The organism is Caldimonas sp. (assembly GCF_046291045.1).
Classification (GTDB): Bacteria; Pseudomonadota; Gammaproteobacteria; order Burkholderiales; family Burkholderiaceae_C; genus Caldimonas.
Genome location: NZ_JBKBSL010000004.1, coordinates 1 through 20100, shown reverse-complemented (window position 1 = coordinate 20100; position 20100 = coordinate 1). Strand labels below are relative to the sequence as shown.

17 protein-coding genes and 1 pseudogene are annotated in these 20100 nt (G+C 65.1%); 15 read left to right on the top strand and 3 right to left on the bottom strand.

The genetic code is table 11. The annotated features are described in order from the left end of the window. Positions 1 to 104 precede the first annotated feature (104 nt). Both ACK4ZD_RS02340 and ACK4ZD_RS02335 read right to left on the bottom strand, forming a co-directional pair. Positions 105 to 1043, bottom strand: a complete 939-nt coding sequence (locus tag ACK4ZD_RS02340; RefSeq protein ID WP_409658238.1) for a flagellin — start codon at positions 1041 to 1043, stop codon at positions 105 to 107. Positions 1044 to 1236: 193 nt separating this feature from the next. Next, positions 1237 to 2172: a flagellin gene (locus ACK4ZD_RS02335; protein WP_409658235.1), complete on the bottom strand. Its 936-nt coding sequence runs from the start codon at positions 2170 to 2172 to the stop codon at positions 1237 to 1239. A 465-nt stretch (positions 2173 to 2637) separates the two neighbouring features. Between ACK4ZD_RS02335 and ACK4ZD_RS02330 the strand changes: the two genes are divergently transcribed. The 7 genes from ACK4ZD_RS02330 (at position 2638) to ACK4ZD_RS02300 (ending at position 11990) form a co-directional block, all read left to right on the top strand. Further along, positions 2638 to 7791 (top strand): rhamnan synthesis F family protein, encoded by a 5154-nt coding sequence (locus ACK4ZD_RS02330; protein WP_409658232.1) that lies wholly within the window; start codon positions 2638 to 2640, stop codon positions 7789 to 7791. Positions 7792 to 7966: 175 nt separating this feature from the next. After that, a complete protein-coding gene (gene flhD, locus ACK4ZD_RS02325) occupies positions 7967 to 8296 on the top strand; it encodes a flagellar transcriptional regulator FlhD (RefSeq protein ID WP_409658229.1) in 330 nt (109 codons plus the stop codon). Positions 8297 to 8340: 44 nt separating this feature from the next. Further along, positions 8341 to 8874 (top strand): flagellar transcriptional regulator FlhC, encoded by a 534-nt coding sequence (flhC, locus tag ACK4ZD_RS02320; protein WP_409658227.1) that lies wholly within the window; start codon positions 8341 to 8343, stop codon positions 8872 to 8874. 204 nt (positions 8875 to 9078) lie between these two features. After that, positions 9079 to 9942: a flagellar motor stator protein MotA gene (motA, locus tag ACK4ZD_RS02315; RefSeq protein ID WP_409658224.1), complete on the top strand. Its 864-nt coding sequence runs from the start codon at positions 9079 to 9081 to the stop codon at positions 9940 to 9942. A 12-nt stretch (positions 9943 to 9954) separates the two neighbouring features. After that, entirely contained in the window at positions 9955 to 10920 is a 966-nt protein-coding gene (motB, locus tag ACK4ZD_RS02310; protein WP_409658222.1) for a flagellar motor protein MotB, read from the top strand. A 38-nt stretch (positions 10921 to 10958) separates the two neighbouring features. Next, positions 10959 to 11351 carry a chemotaxis response regulator CheY gene (gene cheY, locus ACK4ZD_RS02305; protein ID WP_409658219.1) on the top strand — a complete coding sequence of 131 codons (393 nt, stop codon included), beginning with the start codon at positions 10959 to 10961 and terminating at the stop codon, positions 11349 to 11351. Between the two features lie 9 nt (positions 11352 to 11360). Further along, on the top strand, positions 11361 to 11990 hold the full coding sequence (locus ACK4ZD_RS02300) for a protein phosphatase CheZ (protein WP_409658216.1): 630 nt from the start codon (positions 11361 to 11363) through the stop codon (positions 11988 to 11990). Between the two features lie 36 nt (positions 11991 to 12026). On the opposite strand, the gene fliE is transcribed toward ACK4ZD_RS02300, so the two are convergent. After that, a complete protein-coding gene (gene fliE, locus ACK4ZD_RS02295; RefSeq protein WP_409658213.1) occupies positions 12027 to 12359 on the bottom strand; it encodes a flagellar hook-basal body complex protein FliE in 333 nt (110 codons plus the stop codon). 227 nt (positions 12360 to 12586) lie between these two features. Here fliE and fliF point away from each other — a divergent pair, with 227 nt between their 5' ends. The 8 genes and pseudogenes from fliF to fliM all read left to right on the top strand — a co-directional run. Then, positions 12587 to 14293: a flagellar basal-body MS-ring/collar protein FliF gene (gene fliF / locus ACK4ZD_RS02290; protein WP_409658210.1), complete on the top strand. Its 1707-nt coding sequence runs from the start codon at positions 12587 to 12589 to the stop codon at positions 14291 to 14293. A gap of 37 nt (positions 14294 to 14330) precedes the next feature. After that, positions 14331 to 15326, top strand: coding sequence for a flagellar motor switch protein FliG (gene fliG, locus ACK4ZD_RS02285; protein ID WP_409658207.1), 996 nt, complete (start codon positions 14331 to 14333; stop codon positions 15324 to 15326). Positions 15327 to 15343: 17 nt separating this feature from the next. Further along, the gene (locus tag ACK4ZD_RS02280; protein WP_409658204.1) at positions 15344 to 16060 is read left to right on the top strand and encodes a FliH/SctL family protein; all 717 of its coding nucleotides are present in this window, start codon (positions 15344 to 15346) and stop codon (positions 16058 to 16060) included. Next, positions 16057 to 17475: a flagellar protein export ATPase FliI gene (gene fliI, locus ACK4ZD_RS02275; RefSeq protein ID WP_409658201.1), complete on the top strand. Its 1419-nt coding sequence runs from the start codon at positions 16057 to 16059 to the stop codon at positions 17473 to 17475. The genes ACK4ZD_RS02280 and fliI overlap by 4 nt, the downstream gene beginning before the upstream one ends. A gap of 27 nt (positions 17476 to 17502) precedes the next feature. Beyond that, the gene (gene fliJ / locus ACK4ZD_RS02270) at positions 17503 to 17976 is read left to right on the top strand and encodes a flagellar export protein FliJ (protein WP_409658198.1); all 474 of its coding nucleotides are present in this window, start codon (positions 17503 to 17505) and stop codon (positions 17974 to 17976) included. 10 nt (positions 17977 to 17986) lie between these two features. Continuing rightward, a complete protein-coding gene (locus tag ACK4ZD_RS02265; protein WP_409658195.1) occupies positions 17987 to 19147 on the top strand; it encodes a flagellar hook-length control protein FliK in 1161 nt (386 codons plus the stop codon). Positions 19148 to 19297: 150 nt separating this feature from the next. Continuing rightward, positions 19298 to 19867: a flagellar basal body-associated protein FliL gene (fliL, locus tag ACK4ZD_RS02260; RefSeq protein ID WP_409658192.1), complete on the top strand. Its 570-nt coding sequence runs from the start codon at positions 19298 to 19300 to the stop codon at positions 19865 to 19867. A 125-nt stretch (positions 19868 to 19992) separates the two neighbouring features. Further along, a pseudogene (gene fliM, locus ACK4ZD_RS02255) lies at positions 19993 to 20100 on the top strand (flagellar motor switch protein FliM); the annotation flags it as partial.

Here is a 20100-nt window from a genome sequence, read left to right as displayed (position 1 = left end):
GAAACAGACACTTCCGAGTCAAGAGCCGACACAGCCGGCGCATCGAGCGCCTGATGGCGCTCGACAGATTTTCGGCCCATGAACGCGGTCGCTTGAGTGCATTTTTAACGTTGCAGCAAGGAAAGCACCTGCTGGGGCAACTGGTTGGCCTGGGCCACCATCGACATGCCAGCTTGCTGCAGGATCTGCGCTCGGGACAACTCGGCCGTTTCTGCAGCGAAATCAGCGTCCATGATGCGCCCGCGAGCCGCCGCCTGGTTCTCCGACGCGGTCTGCAGGTTGGCGATCACGCCTTCAAAGCGATTCTGCGCCGCGCCAAAGGTGGCCCGCTGGTCATTGACCACATCCAAAGCGCGGTCGATCACATTGATGGCTTCATCGATTTCAGCGCCCGGGTCCGCGGGCGCAGTCGCCCACCCGCCAATGGCAATGCCCGTGCTGCCAGAGGCGGTCGCCGTGGCGGTCACCGTGGACATGACGGTGTCGGCAGGCGAAGCGCTGGTGATCGTGCTGCCTTCGACGGCTGTGCCGGACAAGTTGACCGAGCTCACATCGATGCGATCATTCGCTGTGGTGTTGGCCCCCACTTGGAACGTCAACGTCGACTCGAACGTCGCGTCCGCGCTGTTGAACAGCGCCTTGCCATTGAACCGCGAGGAGAGCATCGTTCGCCGAATCTCTTCTTGAAGTTGGGCAAACTCCTTTTGAAGATTCGCCCGGTCTCCAACGCTGTTGGTGGCGTTGCGCGACTGAACGGCCAGCTCCCGCATGCGCTGCAGCATGTCACCCATTTTTCCGAGAGCCCCTTCGGCCGTCTGAGCCAGCGAGATGCCGTCGTTGGCGTTGCGAATCGCCACGTTCATGCCCTTGATCTGGGTGTTCATGCGCTCGGCGATTGCCAAACCGGCTGCATCATCCTTCGCACTATTGACCCTCACGCCAGAGGACAAGCGCTGCATCGCAGTGGCCAGCGATGACTGGGACGCATTGAGATTGCGTTGCGCGTTGAGCGAAACGACGTTGGTGTTGATGGTCTGAGGCATGGCAGCTCTCCTTCAAGAATCAAGACTGACTCCGGCTTCGAGCGCCGGCTCCACCAATTCGGTCAGCCTGATTGTGGGAGAGTGCCGCAACGGGCCAGGCGGCAAATAGCGGGGCTTTTGCCCCCCAGATTTGGGACGCTCATGGCAAAAGCCCGGCCAGGGCCGGGCTCCTTGCCAAAGCGACTTGCGTCGCTCAGCGCAGCAGCGACAGAACCTGCTGGGGCAACTGATTGGCCTGCGAGACCATCGCCGTGCCGGCTTGCTGCAGAATCTGCGCCCGCGAAAGGTTCGCCGTCTCTGCCGCAAAGTCGGCGTCCATGATGCGACCTCGCGAAGCGCTCTGGTTCTCGACACTGACCTGCAAGGTCTGGATCACCGCCTCGAAGCGGTTTTGCACCGCACCGAAGGTGGCTCGCTGATCATTGACGACGTTGAGCGCGCGGTCGATCACGTTGATCGCTTCGTCGATCTCCTGGCCCACGTTGGCCGGCGTGGTGGTCCACCCGCCGATGGCAATACCGCTGCCACCCGAGGCCGAGGCGGTGGTGGTCACCGTAGCCATCACGGTAGCCGCCGTAGACGCGCTGGTGATCGTGCCGCCTTCGACGGCGGTGCCCGACAGGTTGGTCGAGCTCACATCGATGCGATCGTTGGCCGTGGTGTTGGCACCTACTTGGAACGACAGCGTGGCCTCGTACCCGCTGCCGTTCTGATCGAACAGGGCTTTGCCGTTGAAGCTCGACGACTTGATCACCCGGCTGATCTCGCTTTGCAGCTGCGAAAACTCCTTCTGGAGGTTGTCGCGGTCGCCAGCGCTGTTCGTGGCGTTGCGCGACTGCACGGCCAGCTCTCGCATGCGCTGCAGCATGTCACCCATCTTGGACAACGCCCCTTCGGCGGTCTGAGCCAGGGAGATGCCGTCGTTGGCATTGCGAATGGCAACGTTCATGCCGCGCACCTGAGCGCCCATGCGCTCGGCGATCGCCAGACCGGCTGCGTCATCCTTGGCGCTGTTGACGCGCAAGCCCGAGGACAAACGCTGCATCGATGTCGCAAGCGACGAAGCCGTAGAGGAAAGATTGCGTTGCGCATTGAGCGAAACGACGTTGGTGTTGACGGACATAGCCATGATTTCGGTTCTCCTTCAAAGTCGATGACTCCCGGCATGGACGCCGGCTTTGCCTCAGCCGCGGCAGCCTTGCGGCTGCGCAGCCTTGCCAGCTTTCGCTGGCTGCGTCCGGCGGCAGTCATCCTCAGATGCGAGCGAAGGAAGGCATTCCTCGTCGAACCATCGGCCGGCTGTTCCCCGGACCACGGGTTGCCGATCGCTCGGGCCCGTTAGTCCAGTTATCGACAGGGTTGCGTGACAACTTTAGGACTTTGTCAACCACGAGAAGAAGGAACTTCCTCACGCAATTGATCGGCAGCAGGCGGACCCTTCGTCACTTTATCGACGCCCCGAGGGCGCAGTTGAGGCCGCAAGCGCGTCGCCGGCACAACTGACCACCAAAGCCTTGCCATCTTCTTGCTTGCCGACCCTGAGAAGCCCGCTACATTCGAATCGGAAAGGCCCCAATGGCCAGGAGCTTCGGTCATGTCATCCCCTTCGACAACCCAACGTCAGCCCGCCAACGGTCACTCACCCTACGTGGTGGATGACGCCTCGGGAGTGCTCAGGCGCGCCGATGCGCCGCCGTTTCGATACAACGACGGCGATGCGGTCGAGGTTGCGATTCATCACATCATCGCTTCCAGTGCCGACCTGAGCTGCGGCTCAGACGAACTGATGCGCAGGATCAGCGACTGGCCCACGCGCTATCACCTCAGTGCTGCACGCGCCAATTTGCTGCGCCCCATCGAGTCGTTGATCCGCGGCAAGCGGGTCTTGGAGTTGGGATCGGGGTGCGGTGCCATCAGCCGCTACCTCGGCGAGCTGGGCTGCGACCTGACCTGCGTGGAAGGCAGCCCCAGACGGGCCACCATCACTGCCCTGCGTTGTCGCGACCTTCCCAACGTAGCCGTGATCAACGACAATTTTCAAGCGTTTCAACCCGACCGGCTCTACGACGTCGTCACGCTCATCGGCGTCTTGGAGTACAGCCGTGCCTTTCTCTCGGGCTCCGATCCCGTGGCCACGGCGCTGGCGCTGGCTCGCAGCTTCCTGAAGAAAGATGGCCTCTTGATCGTTGCCATCGAAAACAAGCTTGGTCTGAAGTACCTGGCCGGTGCTCCGGAGGATCATCTAGGAGTGCCGTTCTACGGTGTTCATGGCTTGTACGGGCCGCGCACCCCGGTGACGTTCGGACGACACGAACTGGAAAACCTCCTGCATGAGGCGGGGTTCGGCCGCACTGACTTCTACTATCCCTACCCCGATTACAAGCTGCCCAGCCTCGTGTTGACGGAACAGTCCTTACGACTGCCCCGCGCAGCGCTGCGCAACCTGGTGTCGAGCTGCCACGCGCCGAACCAAGACAAACCTTACATGCGAACGTTCTCGGAGAACGCAGCGTTGCTGGCACTCGCAGACAACGGGCTGCTCGGGGAACTGGCCAACTCCTTCCTCGTCGTGGCTGGCGTGTCCGGCGCATCCGCAAGAAGCGATGCGCGAGATCTGGCCTTCGTGTATTCCGACGGTCGACGCAAGGTGTACCGCAAGGAAGTCGCGCTGTTGTCGCGCGATCAATCGGTGGTGGTGCGGCGACGTCTGCTTCATGCACAACACCCGAGCGCGGGCATGCACTTTCCGCATGAAGAACCACTGGCCGAAGGGGAAAGCCTGTTCAACGGATTGCTCGCCGTCGTGAATCGCGAAGGCTGGAGCATCGCAGACCTGGTCGCCTGGTACCGCCCCTTGATGTCTACCCTGATGGCGGCCGCTCGCGGCGACACACTTCCGCCCGACCACCTGGATGCCACCCCCTTCAACTTCCTCATCGACGCGCAGGGTCGAGGTCGCCTGATCGATCTAGAGTGGGTCGATGGAGAGGACGTCCCGCTGGAACGGGTGGTCTTTCGGGGCGTGTTTCACTCGCTCAACCGCATGGGCAGCGTCGCCTGCCCTGGACCCGACGTACCCAACGACACTGCAGAAATCAGCGCCGAAGTGACCCGCCAGTTGCTGAATCGGCCTTGCGATATCGGTCGATGGCTGGATGACGAGGCAGCACTTCAAGCATCGGTCACAGTGACTCAGCCTCGACCAAAGGACTTCAGAGCGCCATTGCATGTGAGGTCGCACACCGCGCCCCCAACGCAAGCTCAGCGCCAGGCGCCGCCTCGACCAAAGCCCAGGATCGATGCGGATCCGCCCCTCGCCCACAGGCCGATCTCGGGAAAGCCTCGCCTGGCGGTGGTCGTCCACGTTTTCTACCCGGAGTATTGGGGCGACTTCGCGCAAGCGCTGACAGAGCTTCCCGAAGGCACGGACTTCTACATCACCACGCCGGCCGACAAGCTCTTGTGGACCCGCAAGCTCGTGCAAACAGATCTGCCCACGGCGAAGGTCGTGGCCTTCGAGAACCGGGGGCGTGACGTCGGGCCACTGGTGGAACTGCTGCGCAGCGAACCCCTGGATCAGTACGACTACGTACTGAAACTGCACACGAAACGATCCCCCCACTTGTCGCCCGGAGAAGGAGACCGATGGCGCCGCGCGTTGATTCGCAGCCTTGTGCCCCAGGGTCGCGTGTCGCAACTGCTCGATCACTTCGAACAGCATCCGCAGACTGGCCTGTATGCCCCGCGGGATTGGCTGCTGAGCCTGCATGGATCACCGAGCTACCGAGCCAACCTGCCCCAACTGAAAGTCCTGGCGGCCCGCCTGGGCTTCGACGTCGAGGCCGGCGACTACCGTTTCCCTGCGGGCACCATGTTCTGGGTTCGTGGAAGCGTGCTGGCCGAACTTCGAAAGCTCAATCTTGCACTTGACGATTTCGAACCGGAAGCCGGCCAGCTAGACGGCACACTGGCCCATGCCATCGAGCGACTGATGCCCGTTCTGGCATTCAGTTGTGGCTTGGATGCGAGCGTCTTGCCAGATGAAATCGTGCAGGACGGCCACACCCACGGCGTGACATGTCTGGAGGATTGGCTCAGCGCCCGGTGTTTCACTCCGGCACAGGAGTCCGAGATCCGTTCGCGCCTGAAAGCCAACGATGGCGGCCCGCGCATGTCGATCCTGATACAAGCTGAGGCCAGCGCCCAGGAACGGCTGGAGGCAACGCTACGCAGCCTCCAAGAAGCCCGACGTCTGGGACTGCGGGTCGATGTGGCCGTGGTGGCCGACCCAGCGGTGAACACATCGAATCTGCCCGGTCAACCGTGGGTGAAGACAGCGTCCACAGCACACCAGCTTGCGGCGCTCAACGAACTGGCCCGATCCAGCGACGCTCAATGGATTCTGTCGGCCAGAGCGGGCGATGTGTTCACCCCCAATGGCTTGACCGTCCTGGCGCTCGATCTGATCGGAGCCGATCATTGTCTTGCCGTGTACTGCGATGAGCTGTACCGGGCTCCCGATGGAAGCTTGGGTGCAGCGTTTCGACCCGACTTCAACCTTGATCTGCTGCTGAGCTTTCCGGCCGCCATGGCCTCTCACTGGTGCTTCCGGCGGGACCAGTTCTTGGATCTTGGCGGATTCGATGTCGAGGCAGGCAGCGCGGCGGAGTTCGATCTCGTGCTGCGCCTGATGGAACGTAGCGGGTTGAACGGCTTGGGCCACGTCAGTGAACCTCTGCTCATCACCGCCCCCCCTTCGGCCACAGACCAGCCCGATGAACACGCGGCCTTGCTCAAGCATCTCACCCGCCGGGGTTACGTTCATGCCCAGGTGCACCAGCACCTGCCCCGTCAGTACCGCATCGAGTATGGCCATGCGGATCGGCCACTGGTCAGCATCATCATTCCGACGCGCGATCAGCTCCCGCTGCTGCAGCGCTGCGTGGAGTCCTTGATCGAAAAGACTGCCTATCCGAATTACGAGCTGCTCATCGTCGACAACCAGAGCCGGACCGAAGAAGCCAAGGCTTGGCTCGAGGGCGTGGCGTCCATGGGCAACGAGCGCGTGCGGGTTCTTCGTTACGACCACCCGTTCAACTTTTCCGCCATGAACAACCTGGCGGTCGAGCATGCTCGGGGCGACTACCTTGTGCTGCTGAACAATGACACCGCCATCATCCAGCCGGACTGGCTGGAGGCCATGCTCAACCATGCCTTGCGTCCAGAAGTCGGAATCGTCGGAGCCAAACTGCTGTATCCGGACGGCACGGTCCAGCACGCGGGGGTCGTGCTCGGTTTGCGCGGTCCCGCGGACCATCCCTTCATCGGTGAAGCAATGGACGCTCCCGGCACCATGCAACGGCTGCGTGTAGACCAAAACTACAGCGCCGTCACTGCGGCTTGCCTGATGATTCGCAAATCACTCTACCAGGACGTGGGGGGCATGGACGAGGCTGACTTCAAGGTTTCCTACAACGACGTGGACCTGTGCCTCAAAGTCGGAGCGGCCGGCTACCTCAACGTCTGGACGCCGCACGCGCTCGTGATGCACGAAGGGAGCGTGAGCCAAAAGCAGCTCGATGCGCACGCCGAAGCTGCCAAGCGCGCGCGATTCGTCGGCGAGCAAGATGCGTTCTACGCCAAGTGGATGCCGCAGCTGGCCAACGACCCTGCCTACAACCGCAATCTCTCGCTCAGCGGAAAGGGATTTGCTTTCGAAGCACGCACCGATCTGGTGTGGCGTCCTCTGTCGTGGCGCCCCCATCCGGTGGTGTTGGCCTACATGGCCGACCGCTGGGGTTGCGGGCACTATCGCGTCATTCAGCCCTTCCAAGCCATGCGCGAAACTCACCGGATCGACGGCTTGCTGACGGACACGGCTTTGTTGCCGTCCGAACTGGCCCGATTCGACCCCGACGTCATCGTGCTGCAGCGGCAAATCGGCGATCAAAGACTCGAGGACATGCGCCGAATGAAGGCCTTCTCGCGCGCGTTCAAGGTCTATGAGCTGGATGACTACCTGCCGAACTTGCCGCTCAAGAGCGCATACCGTCAAGGCGTTCCGAAAGACGCCCTGAAATCCTTGCGCAAAGGCCTAGGCTACGTGGATCGCTTCGTCGTCTCCACGCACGCGCTCGCCGATGCGTTTGAAGGCCTGCACGCCGATATTCGGGTCGTCAAGAATCGACTACCCAGTGCGTGGTGGTCGGGACTGCAATCGAAGCGCCGGCGAGGCCGCAAACCACGCGTGGGTTGGGCCGGTGGCGCAGGACATGCGGGAGACCTGTCGCTCATCGTCGACGTGGTCAAGGAACTGGCCGACGAGGTCGAGTGGGTCTTCTTTGGCATGTGTCCGCCAGAGATACTGCCCATCGTTCACGAGGTGCATGCGGGTGTCACGATCGAGAAGTACCCTGCCAAGCTCGCCAGTCTCGATCTCGACCTCGCTGTGGCACCGCTCGAGCAGAACCTGTTCAACGAATGCAAGAGCAACCTGCGTCTGATCGAGTACGGCGTGTGCGGGTACCCCGTGGTGTGCAGTGACTTGCGCTGCTACAGCGAAGACGGTCTGCCGGTCACTCGCGTGAAAAATCGCTTCAAGGACTGGGTGGAGGCCATCCGGATGCACATTCACGATCTGGACGCTTCGGCCCGGGCCGGCGACGCTTTACGAGAACAGGTGCTGGCCCACTGGATGCTCGAAGGGGCCGCACTGGACGACTGGGCCGCCGCTTGGACCCAAGCTTGAGATGAACGCCTTGTCAGAATTTGCCTGACAACAGCCTCGGAAAACCTCGACACACCGAACAGAAAGGCTCTGATATCGGCTCTTTTCCGGTCTGCCTAAAGTGCGTTCCACGGAGTCAGCGAAAGCAAGCCCGGGAACACCCCGCACATCGACAGACTGAAGAACGGAGCCGACCATGAACCCGCAAACCGAACAAATCCTCGCCGAGATCCGCGAAGCCAACCTGTCCTACCTGATGCTGGCGCAGAACCTGATCCGCGCCGATCGTGCCGAAGCCCTCTTCCGCCTGGGCATCTCCGAGGAGACCGCCGAGCTGATCGCCGCTCTGAGCCCGGCCCAGATCATGCGCATCGCCTCTGGCAACACGCTGCTGTGCCGCTTCCGCATGGACGACGACCTGGTCTGGGGCCTGCTGACCAACCATGGCAAGACGGCCGCCAACGACGCCACCGCCCGCCTGCACGCCAGCATTCTGATGGCCGGCCGCCACCAGGAAGCCGCCTGAGCGGGCCCGGCCCGCCGTTTCCACCGAAAGCCACGGAGCCCGTCATGCGTACCAAGAGCATCCTCACCGAAGCCAAGCAGATCGAACGCGCGGTCACGCTGATCCAGCTGGGCGCCCGCCTGCAGGTGCTCGAGTCGGAGACCGACCTGTCCTACGAGCGGCTGCTGCGCCTGTACAAGGAGGTGGCCGGCAAGTCGCCGTCCAAGGGCCAGCTTCCATTCTCGACCGACTGGTTCATGACCTGGCAGCCCAACATCCACGCCTCGCTGTTCCTGAACATCCACGAATACCTGAACAAGGCCGTCGAGCTCGACGAGATCGACGTGGTCATCAAGGCCTACCGTCTGTATCTCGAGCAGACCCAGTCCCAGGGGCTGGAGCCACAACTGTCCATCACCCGCGCTTGGCGCCTGGTGAAGTTCATCGACAACGGAATGCTGACCCTGACCCCGTGCTCGAAGTGCGGCGGCCACTTCGTCACCCATCCCCATGAGATCGCCAAGCATTTCGTGTGCGGCTTGTGCAACCCGCCGGCGCGCGCCGGCAAGGGCAAGTCCGGCGGCCTGCAGTTGCACTGATCCCGGCCACGCGGCAAGACTTTCAGTCGTCTCCTCCTGAGCGCCCGCGCGGCGCCTTGACCACGGGCTCCTCGAGAGCCCGTGCTTTTTTTCACGGTCAACGCGCTCTCAAGTGCTGCAGCTTGTGGCCGATAACCCATCGGAACACGGTCAGAGCCCCTGGTTCGAGTCAGGCCGCCTCACCCACCTGGAAAGACCCGCAACATGTTCGTCATCGTCGGCTACATCGTGGCGCTGGGCTGCATCTTCGGCGGCTTCATCATCCATGGCGGCAACATGGGTGTCATTCTTCAAGCATTGCCGACCGAACTCATGGTCATTGGCGGCGGCGCATTCGGTGCCTTCATCGTCAACAACCAGCCCAAGGTCTTGAAAGCCACCTTTGGCGCCATTCCCAAGCTCCTCAAAGGCTCCAAATACACCAAGGCGCGGTACATGGAGCTCATGGCCTTGCTCTATGACATTTTGCAAAAAGCCCGCAAAGAGGGGCTGATGTCCATCGAGAAAGATGTGGAAGCCCCCCACGAGTCTGCGCTATTCAAGAAGTATGCGACCGTCGGCAGTGATCACCACGTCGTGGAGTTCATCACGGACTATCTTCGCATGATGGTCTCAGGCAACCTGAACGCGCATGAAATCGAGTCACTGATGGATAGCGAAATCGAGACCCACCATCACGAAGCCCATGCGCCTGCTGCTGCCATCCAGCGGGTCGCTGGTGGCCTGCCGGCCTTCGGCATCGTGGCGGCCGTGCTGGGCGTCGTCAATACGATGGGATCCGTGGGTCAGCCGCCGGCCGTGCTGGGCGCGATGATCGGCTCGGCACTGGTGGGCACCTTCCTGGGCATCTTGCTGGCCTATGCCATCGTGGAACCCCTGGCTGGCCTGCTGGAGCAGAAGAACGACGAAGCCACCAAGGAGCTGCAGTGCATCAAGACGACCTTGCTGGCCAGCATGCAGGGTTACGCGCCGCAAATCGCCGTGGAGTTCGGCCGCAAAGTGCTGTATTCCACCGAACGTCCCAGCTTCTCGGAGCTGGAAGGCCACGTCAAGGGCAAGAAGGCCTGACCAGGACGCATCATGGCCGGCGACTCCAAGAAGCTCCAGCCCATCATCATCAAAAAGGTCAAGAAGGGTGGCCACGGACATCACGGCGGCGCCTGGAAGATCGCCTACGCCGACTTCGTCACGGCGATGATGGCCTTCTTCCTGCTGATGTGGCTGCTGGGCTCGACCACCGAAGGCGACCGCAAGGGCATTGCCGACTATTTCACCTCGCCCCTGAAGATCGCCCTGCTCAGCGGGGGCAGTGGCGCAGGCGACGCCTCTCACGTCATCAAGGGGGGCGGCACCGACCTCACGCGCACCACCGGCCAGGTTCGACAGGGCGACATCGAAGCCGAGCGCAAGACGATCAACCTGCAAGCCCTGAAGGAGCAGCTCGCCCGCGCCGAGGCGGCCAGCCTGGAGAGATTGAAGCAACGCATCGAGCAGTCCGTCACGAACAACCCGCTGCTGGTGCAGTTCCGCTCGCAGATCCGCCTGGACATCACGCAAGATGGACTACGCATCCAAATCGTCGATGAGCAAAACCGCCCGATGTTCGATTCCGGCAGCGCCCTGGTGAAAGACTACATGCGCGCGATCCTGCGCGAGATCGGCAAGGTGCTGTCGGAGGTGGACAACAAGGTGACGCTGGCCGGTCATACCGACGCCGCACCTTACACCAGCGGCGAGCGGGGCTACAGCAACTGGGAGCTCTCGGCCGACCGGGCCAACGCCTCGCGGCGCGAACTCGTGGCCGGCGGCCTGCGGGAAGGCCAGGTGGTGCGTGTGCTGGGTCTGGCGTCCAGTTCGCTGCTGGACAAGGACAACCCGCTCAACCCGATCAACCGGCGCATCAGCATCATCGTGATGAACAAGGACGCCCAGGAGCGCTTCGAACGCGGCGGTGACGTCGAGGCCGGCACGGCCCCGCAGGTGCAAGAGGCCGTCGCACCGGCATCGGCTGCACAGAGCTTCAGTTTTCCGGCGCCCGGCCGATAAGCCTGCGAACCCCTGTTTTCCCTGCGAGGACACTCCCCATGAGTACCGCCACCGACCTGAAATTCCTCATCGTCGATGACTTCTCCACCATGCGCCGCATCGTGCGGGGCCTGCTGAAGGAGATTGGCTACAACAATGCCGAGGAAGCGGAGGACGGCGCCGTGGCCCTGCAGATGCTTCAGAACGGCCATTTCGACTTCGTGGTCAGCGACATCAACATGCCCAACATGAATGGCTTCGAGCTGCTGTCGGCCATCAAGAAGGACGACAAGCTCAAGCACCTGCCGGTGCTGATGGTCACGGCCGAGGCCCGCAAGGAGGACATCGTGCGGGCGGCGCAAGACGGCGCGGCCGGCTACATCGTCAAGCCCTTCACCAAGGCCACGCTGGAGGAAAAGGTGCTGAAGATTCTCCAAAAACTGGGCAAGTGAGGCCAGGCCATGAGCGACACCCTCAGCCCCCATGGCAGCACCCCGCCTCTGACCACCTCGCCCGAGGTGTATCAGCGCATCGGCGAGATGACGCGCAACCTGCACGACACGCTGGCGCAGCTCGGCTTCATGCCCAAGCTGGGCGAGATCACCGACAGCCTGCCCGATGCCCGCAGCCGCCTGAACTACATCGCCACCAAGACCGGCGAGGCCGCCGAGAAGGTGCTCAACCTGGTCGACCAGGCCAAGGCCGAGCATGACCAGATCGCCTCGGAGACCCGGCGCATCGCCCAGGCCATCGTCGCCGATCCGGTCCGCGCAGTGGCCAGCGGCAGCGTGATGAACTTCGTCAGCGATGTCGAAGCACGCTCGGCGCGCATCGACCAGCACCTCACCGACATCATGATGGCCCAGGACTTCCACGACCTCACCGGCCAGGTGGTGGCCCGCGTGGTGAAGCTGGCCGCCGACATCGAGGACCAGCTCGTCAAGCTGCTGCTGCAGACCGCCCCGCCCGACCAGGTGCACAAGGTGGAACAGACCTTCCTGAACGGGCCCGTGGTCAACCCCGAAGGGCGTACCGACGTCGTCACCAACCAGGAACAGGTCGACGACCTGCTGGCCAGCCTCGGGTTCTGAGCGCGCACCCGGCCCGCCCTCTCGCGGTACGGGGCCTCACACCGACATGTTCATGATGTCGGTGTAGGCCTGCACCAGCCGGTTGCGCACCTGCAGGGTGGCCTGGAATCCGATCTGGGCCTTCTGCATCGTGACCATGGTCTCCTCCAGGGACACCGTGGGGTTGCCCAGTTGAACCTGCCGCTGCATCTCCGAGGCCTGCAACTGGGTGGCGCTCACCGTTTTGAGGGCCTGGCTCAGGGCCTGCGAGAAGCCCACGGCAGCAGGCCCCGACTCCGTACGGCCCGGCCGCACGGCATCCGAGGGCAGCGCCATGCCGCTTTTGGCCAGGGCTTGCTGGAAGTTGAAAGGCTTGAGTCGGACGTCCATGATGCCATCTCCTGCATGGAGGGCTCAAGTGCGAGCCCTTCATGCCGATCAGCCGATGGTAGGCGTGCCGGGTCCGCACGATGCGTCGAACTGACTGCCGTTTGTTGCCCTCTTTCGCCCTTGGGCGAGCCTTCCCCTCCGAATAATCGGTCCCCAACGACACCCTGGGGATCGCAGGCCAGCGCCTGGCGCCCCGGGGCCTGCCCAGAACCTCGGGAACCCGCACGATGGACAACGCCGTCGCCCTGCCTCAGAACCTGCCGCCCGCCCTGGCTGCCCCACCGGCCTCCGCTGGGTTCGTCCAGCGCATCAACGCGTTGCCGACCCCGCGCAAGCTGTTGCTGGCCGCCGGCCTGGCTGGCCTGGTGGCCATCGTGGTGGCGCTGTCGCTGTGGTCCGTGAAGCCGCAGTACAAGGTGCTCTACGCCAACCTGTCAGACAAGGACGGTGGCGCGATCATCGCGCAGCTGTCGCAGATGAACGTGCCATACCAACACGCCGACGGCGGAGCCGCCATCTTGGTGCCGGCCGACCGCGTGCACGATGTGCGGCTGCGCCTGGCCTCGGCCGGGTTGCCCAAGGGTTCGACCGTGGGGTTCGAGCTGATGGACAACGCCCGCTTCGGCATCACGCAGTTTCAGGAGCGCCTGACCTTCCAGCGTGGCCTCGAAGGCGAGCTGACCCGCTCCATCGAAGCTTTGGCTGCCGTGAGCAGCGCCAGGGTTCATCTGGCCCTGCCCAACCAGAACGGCTTCTTCCGCGAGCAGCAGAAACCCTCGGCCTCGGTGCTCGTGCATCTGCATCCGGGACGCAGCCTGGACCGCGCACAGATTGCCGGCATCGTGCACCTGGTCTCCAGCAGCGTGCCCGATCTCGCTCCGAAAGCCGTCTCCATCGTGGACCAGAACGGCAACCTGTTGACCGAGTCGCCCGAAGGCAAGACCCAAGGCCTCGATGCCAACCAGCTCCAGTACGTTGCGCAGATCGAGGCCACGCTGACGCGTCGCATCACCGACATCCTCGAGCCGGTGGTCGGCCGCGACAACCTGCGGGCCCAGGTCACCGCCGAGGTGGACTTTTCGCAAAGCGAATCGACCTCCGAGCAGTTTCGCCCGAACCAAGGTGGCGAGCCGGCGGCCGTTCGCAGCATGCAGCACCTGGAATCCACCCAGACCGAGGCAGCCCCCCCCACCGGCGTGCCTGGTGCGGCCACCAACCAACCACCGGTCCCAGCCCAGGCCCCGATCAACGGCCCCGCCCAGGCGCTGCAAGCCGCCAATGCCGGTGGTGCCGGCAACGCCCAGGTGCGCCGCGAGGCGGTGACGAACTACGAGGTGGACAAGACCGTGCGCGTCACGCGCAATGCCACCGGCACGATCAAGCGCCTGAGTGCCGCAGTGGTCGTGAACCACCGCACCCAGACCGACGCCCGCGGCCGCACGACCCAGGTGCCGCTGAGCGAGGAGGAACTCCAAAAGCTCACGAACTTGGTGCGGGAGTCCATGGGGTTTTCGGCCGACCGCGGCGACTCCTTGCAGGTGATCAACGCCCCCTTCCAGGTGAGCAAGCCCGAGGAGCCTGCCGAACGGCCGCTGTGGCAACAGCCCGAGGTGCTGGATCTGGTGCGACAGTTCGTCGTGCCGGGGGCCCTGAGCCTGGTGGCGCTGCTGCTCGTGCTCGGCGTGGTACGCCCCGCGCTCAAGGCTGCGATGACCCCTGAGGCCCCGGCTGCCAAGGTGGATGCCGTGATCGACGGTCCGGAGATGCTCCCGCCGCTGGCCGGCGGCAACGGCGACGAAGCCCCCGGCGTGCCGCTGCTGGCCGCCCCGCTGAACAACAACAAGCTCGAGGCGGCGCGCCAGCTCGCACGAGACAACCCCGCGGCCGTGGCCAACATCGTGCGCAGCTGGGTCTCCAAGGAGGCCGCCGCCTGAGCGGTCGGCACGGCCTGCCACTTCACCGAAAGACACCATGGACGAAGACGGACTGCAAGACTCGGCCATTCTCCTCATGTCGCTGGGCGAAGAAGAGGCCGCCGAGGTCTTCAAGCACCTCACCCCGAAAGAGGTGCAGCGCCTGGGCGAGACCATCGCCAAGATGAAGGTGATCCCGCGCGAGCGAGTGGAATCGGTGCTTGATCGCTTCACCGCCGACGCTTCGGACCAGAGCATGCTGGTCAACGACACCGACGAATACGTCAAGTCGGTGCTGCGCAAGGCCCTGGGCGAGGACAAGGCCAACCTGCTGATCGACCGCATCTTGCAAGGCGGCGACGTCTCCGGGATCGAGAGCCTGAAGTGGATGGACCCGGGATCGGTGGCCGAACTGCTTCGCAACGAACACCCCCAGATCATCGCCGCCATCCTGGTGCACCTGGAGTTCGAGCAGTCTGCCGAGGTGCTGCGCCACTTCGCCGAGCGCCAGCGACACGAAGTGATGATCCGTATCGCCACGCTCGATGGTATTCAGCCCTCGGCGCTGAAAGACCTCAACGAAGTGCTGTCCAAGGTGCTGGCCGGCGGGGACAAGCTGCGCAAGGCCTCGCTGGGGGGCGTCAAGACGGCCGCCGAGATCATCAACATGATGGGCTCGGCCATCGAAGGCCCGATGCTCGACTACATCCGTCAGGCCGATCCCGATCTGGCGCAGAAAATCATGGACAACATGTTCACGTTCGACGATCTGATGAAGATCGACGACCGGGGCATCCAGACCCTGCTCAAGGAGGTGCAGACCGAGTCGCTCATCATCGCCCTCAAGGGCGCCACGCCGGAGCTGCGCGAGAAGATCTTCAGCAACATGTCCTCACGCGCCGCCGAGACGCTGCGCGAGGATCTGGAGTCGCGCGGGCCCGTGCGCCTGTCCGAGGTCGAGGCCGAGCAGAAGGAACTGCTCAAGATCGTGCGCCGCCTGGCCGACGAAGGACAGATCGTGTTGTCCCTTGGCGGCGATGACGGCTTCGTTTGAACCGGCCGCGAACGCCCATGGCAACACCGCTGTACAGCCGCTTCATTCCGCGCGAGGAGCTCCATTCCTTCTCCGCATGGAGCCCGGACTCCTTCTCCAATGAGTCGGCCACCGCGCCGTCGCCGGGCATGCCGCCGGCACCGGCCCCCCAGCCCACGTCCGAAGAACGCGAAGCGCAGCTGCAGGCCCAAATCGCCGAAGCCCGGCAGGCCGGCTACAAGGACGGCTACCGCGACGGGCTGGTGGCACTCGACGGCTTCAAGCAGAGCTATGCCGCCCAGGTCACCGCCCAGGTGGCTGCCGTGGCAGCAGCCTTCCGGGCCCAGCTCGACGCGATGGAACAACAGCTCGCCCAGGGCCTGTCGAAGGTGGCCATGGAGATTGCCCGCCAGGCGGTGCGCAGCGAGCTGAGCACCCGGCCGGCCCTGATCGAAGCCGTCGCCCAGGAAGCCCTCAATGCCCTGGTGCACTCGGCCCGCCACATCCGTGTGCGCCTGCACCCCGACGACCACCAACTCCTCACCCAACAAGGGCAGCTCGACCTGGACAGCCGTGGCGCACGGCTGGTGAGCGACCCCGAAGTAAGCCGCGGCGGATGCATCGTCGAATCGGACATTGGCCTCATCGACGCCAGTATCGAGACCCGCTGGCGTCGCGCCGCCGCTGCCCTGGGCCACGACAGCGCCTGGCAGGCCGATAGCGAAACGGCATCGACGACAGAGGACACCCCATGAGCGGCCTGGACCCTGCGGCCGTCAAACTCGCGGCCTGGCATCAGTACCTTGAGGACCTGCGGGCCTTCGCGGCCGCGCCGCTGGGCCTGGAGGCCCAGGGCACCCTGGTCAAGGTGGCCGGCCTCGTGCTCGAAGCCGCTGGCATCCGAGTGCCCGTGGGCTCGGTCTGCGAGGTTCGCATGGACGGCCAGCCCCCGGTGCAGGCCGAGGTGGTGGGCTTCGCTGGCGATCGCGCCTACCTGATGCCCACGGGCGAAGTCCACGGGCTGGCCAGCGGGGCCCGTGTCGTGCCGCTGAGCAGCCCGATCACGCCACCGAGGCTTGGGCAGGTCAGTCACCCTTGGCGCCGCACCGAGGACCGCAGCCTGCACCTGCCCATGGGCGACGGACTGCTCGGCCGTGTGATCGACCCTCATGGCCGGCCGATGGACCGCAAAGGGCCGGTCACCCAGGTACACAACGAACCCCTCGTGCGTCGCCCCATCAACGCAATGGACCGCGACCCCGTGCGCGAGCCGCTGGACACCGGCGTGCGCGCCATCAACGCCCTGCTGACCGTAGGCCGCGGCCAGCGCATCGGCCTGTTCGCCGGCTCCGGCGTCGGCAAGTCCGTGTTGCTGGGCATGATGGCGCGCTACACCCGAGCCGACGTCATCGTCGTGGGCCTGATCGGCGAGCGCGGCCGCGAGGTCAAAGAGTTCATCGAGGACATCCTCGGCGAGGAGGGGCTGGCCCGCTCGGTCGTGGTGGCCGCCCCGGCCGATGCGCCGCCGCTGATGCGCATGCAAGGCGCCACCTATGCCACCGCGATCGCCGAACACTTCCGCGACCGCGGCCAGCACGTCCTGCTGCTGATGGACTCGCTCACCCGCTACGCCATGGCTCAACGCGAGATCGCCCTGGCCATCGGCGAACCCCCGGCCACCAAGGGCTACCCCCCCAGCTGCTTCGCCAAGCTGCCGCAGCTCGTGGAGCGCAGCGGCAACGGGCTCAACGGCATGGGCTCGATCACGGCCTTCTACACCGTGCTCAGCGAGGGTGACGATCAGCAAGACCCGATCGCCGACGCCGCCCGGGCCATCCTCGACGGGCACATCGTCCTCACGCGCGAGCTGGCCGAGTCCGGCCACTACCCCGCCATCGACGTGGAGAAGTCCGCCTCGCGTGTGATGCACAACGTCGCGACGGCCGACCACCTCGAGGCCGCACGCCGCTTGCGCCAGATGCTCGCCCGCTACAACCGCAGCCGCGATCTGCTGCAACTGGGCGCCTACGTGCCCGGCCAGGACGCCGAGCTCGACGCCGCCGTCCAAGCCTGGCCGGCCATCCGCTCGCTGCTGCAACAGGACATGCACGAGCGCGCCTCTCTGGCCGACAGCGTGCGCCGGATGATGGACTGCCTTCCTCCTCGCTGATTGCCCTCTTACTGCACAGAACCCGCCATGCACCCCAGCCTCCACCCTTTGACCCTGGCCCTCGAAGTGGCCGAGAAAGACTGCGAACAGGCCCGCCGGACCGTGGTGCGGCTGCAGCACCAGGTGAACGCCGCCTGCTCACAGGCCCGCCAGCTCGATGACTACCGGCGCGATTACCAGCGGCGCTGGGGGGACCGGTTCCGTGTCGAGGGCTCGGCGCCGATCATCCAGTGCTACCAGGACTTCATGTCCCGCCTCGACCAAGCCGGCGCCCAGCAAGATGCAGCCGTGCAACGCCTGCAACACCACCTCGACCAGGCGCTGCAGGTGCTGCGCGAGCGTGAGACACGCGCCGCGTCCATCCGAAAGCTGATCGAGCGCCGCCAAGACGAACTGACCCTGGCCGCCCAACGCCAGGAACAAAAGCTCACCGACGAACAAGCCTCGCGCGTGGCCTGGTCCCGCCGCCCCGCCACCCCCGGCGACCTCGCCCTGGCCTGAGAGGCCGCCCATGACCGTCACCGCCCTGCCCTTCGCCCCCGCCGCGGCAAGCGTCGGCGCCACGCCGCCCGCCCGCAACGGCAGCACCCGCGCCGACGCCGCGGCCGACTTCGGCCACTGGCTGCAGCGTGCCCAGCCTAGCGCCCCGGCCTCGCGCCCCCTTCCTGCGTCCACCCACCATGGTCCGAACGCCCGGCCTGCCCCCCCGCCTCACGAGGCCCGGCAAAGCTCATCCGACCCTGCCCCAGAACGCCCCGACAGGGCCTCGGACGGTCGCCCCGCCAGCGCACCCTCAACCACTCAGGACGAACCCGAGCGCGACGAGCCCACCCCTGCGGCCGCCGGCGGCGAGCTGCCCGCACCCTGGTGGTGGATGACACCCGAAGCGCCCGCCGTGGCGGCAGATGCCACCGCAGCCCTCGACCGCAAAGACGGATTGGCCTTGGCGGCCCCGGACCAAGACGCCAAGGCCGGCACGCGCACGCCGACCTCCGGGCTGCTCGAACCCATGTCCGAGCCACCGATCGACAGCCCCGCCGTGGCGCCAGCCGGCGACACCGATGCAGCACTGCTCGTGGCGCAGACTCCGCCGTCGGAGCTCGACGCCACGCTCATGGCCGCCCCCGCGCCCCAGGGCCTGCACAGTGCAGAAGCCCCCGGAGCCAGCCCAGTGCCCTGGCTGGCCGGCTCGGCGCCCCCGGTCCCCGCGGCGGGCGGCGCAAGCACTGCGGCAGCCCCCGCGCCCGGAACCACGCTGGCCACGCCCGTGCACGACCCCGACTTCCCAGACGCCCTGGCCCAGCACATCACCGTCCTCACCCGTCAGGGTGTCCAGGAAGCCCAGCTCCACCTCAACCCCGCCGACATGGGCCCCGTGAACGTACACATCGCAGTCTCGGGCCAGCAGGCCCACGTGGAATTCACGGCCAGTGCCAGCGCCACCCGAGCGGCCTTGGAAGCCAGCTTCTCCCATCTGGCGGCCGCACTGCACGAAGCCGGCCTGACGCTGACCGGCGGCGGCGTGTCCCGCGATGCGATGCCGCGCCGCCAAGCCGACGACCTCAGGCACGGGCCGGGCCCCCATCGCGGCGATGACAGGCCGGCCGATGCGGCCTCGGGCTTGCGGCCCCGCGCCGCGCCCCTGCCCGGCCGGCTGGATCTCTATGCCTGAACACCCCGACGCCCGAACCGGCAAAACCTCACGGCAGGCCCGGATTTCCGCCCCTATTTCCGGGTTCGGGCCGCGCATCGAGCCGAATAATCGGAGCCACATCCCCTGGCTTGGCCCCATGGCCCGGCCGCCCCGTTGAAGGACACGACCATGTCTGCAGCCGCAGCCGCCGACGCCGCCCCGGCCAAAGGGGGCAAAAAGCTCATCTTGTTCGCCATCATCGGCGTGCTGGTGCTGGCCCTGGCCGCAGTAGCCGCCGTGATGCTGCTCAAGAAGAACCCCGCCGAGGACGAAGAAGAAGACCTGGACGGCCGGCCCGCCGCCTCACAGCCGGCGAAGAAGGGTTCGGCGGCCGCGCCGACCTTCCTGCCTCTGGACACCTTCACCGTCAACCTGGCCGACCGGCCGGCCGAACGCTATGCACAAGTGGGCGTCACGCTGGAGGTCGAATCGAAGGAAGTGGCCGAGCAGCTCAAAGCCTACATGCCGGCGATCCGCAGCAACGTGCTGATGCTGCTGTCGCAGAAGACCTCGACCGAACTACACGAGCGCGCTGGCAAAGAGCAACTCGCCATGGAAATCATGCGCGAGGCCGTACGGCCCCTGGGCATCGATCTGGAGGAGCAAAACACTGACGCTGCAGGCAATGGGCGGCGCCCGCGCGCTCGCGTGCACAACCCCATCGTGGCCGTGCACTTCTCCAACTTCATCATCCAGTGAATCATGGCCCCCTCGCTGCAAGCGTCGCGTGCTCCGGGCGCACGGCTTTGCCGGCGGGCGGGCCAGGCCGACGCCGCAGCGCTCGCTCGGCCTGAGCAGGCTGCGCAAGGCGTGGAGACTGAACGATGAACCAGCAAATCCTGTCGCAAGACGAGGTCGATGCCCTGCTACAGGGCATCACCGGCGAGAGCCAGAAACTGGAGGAAGAAGAAGCTCCGTCCGGCGGCATCCGC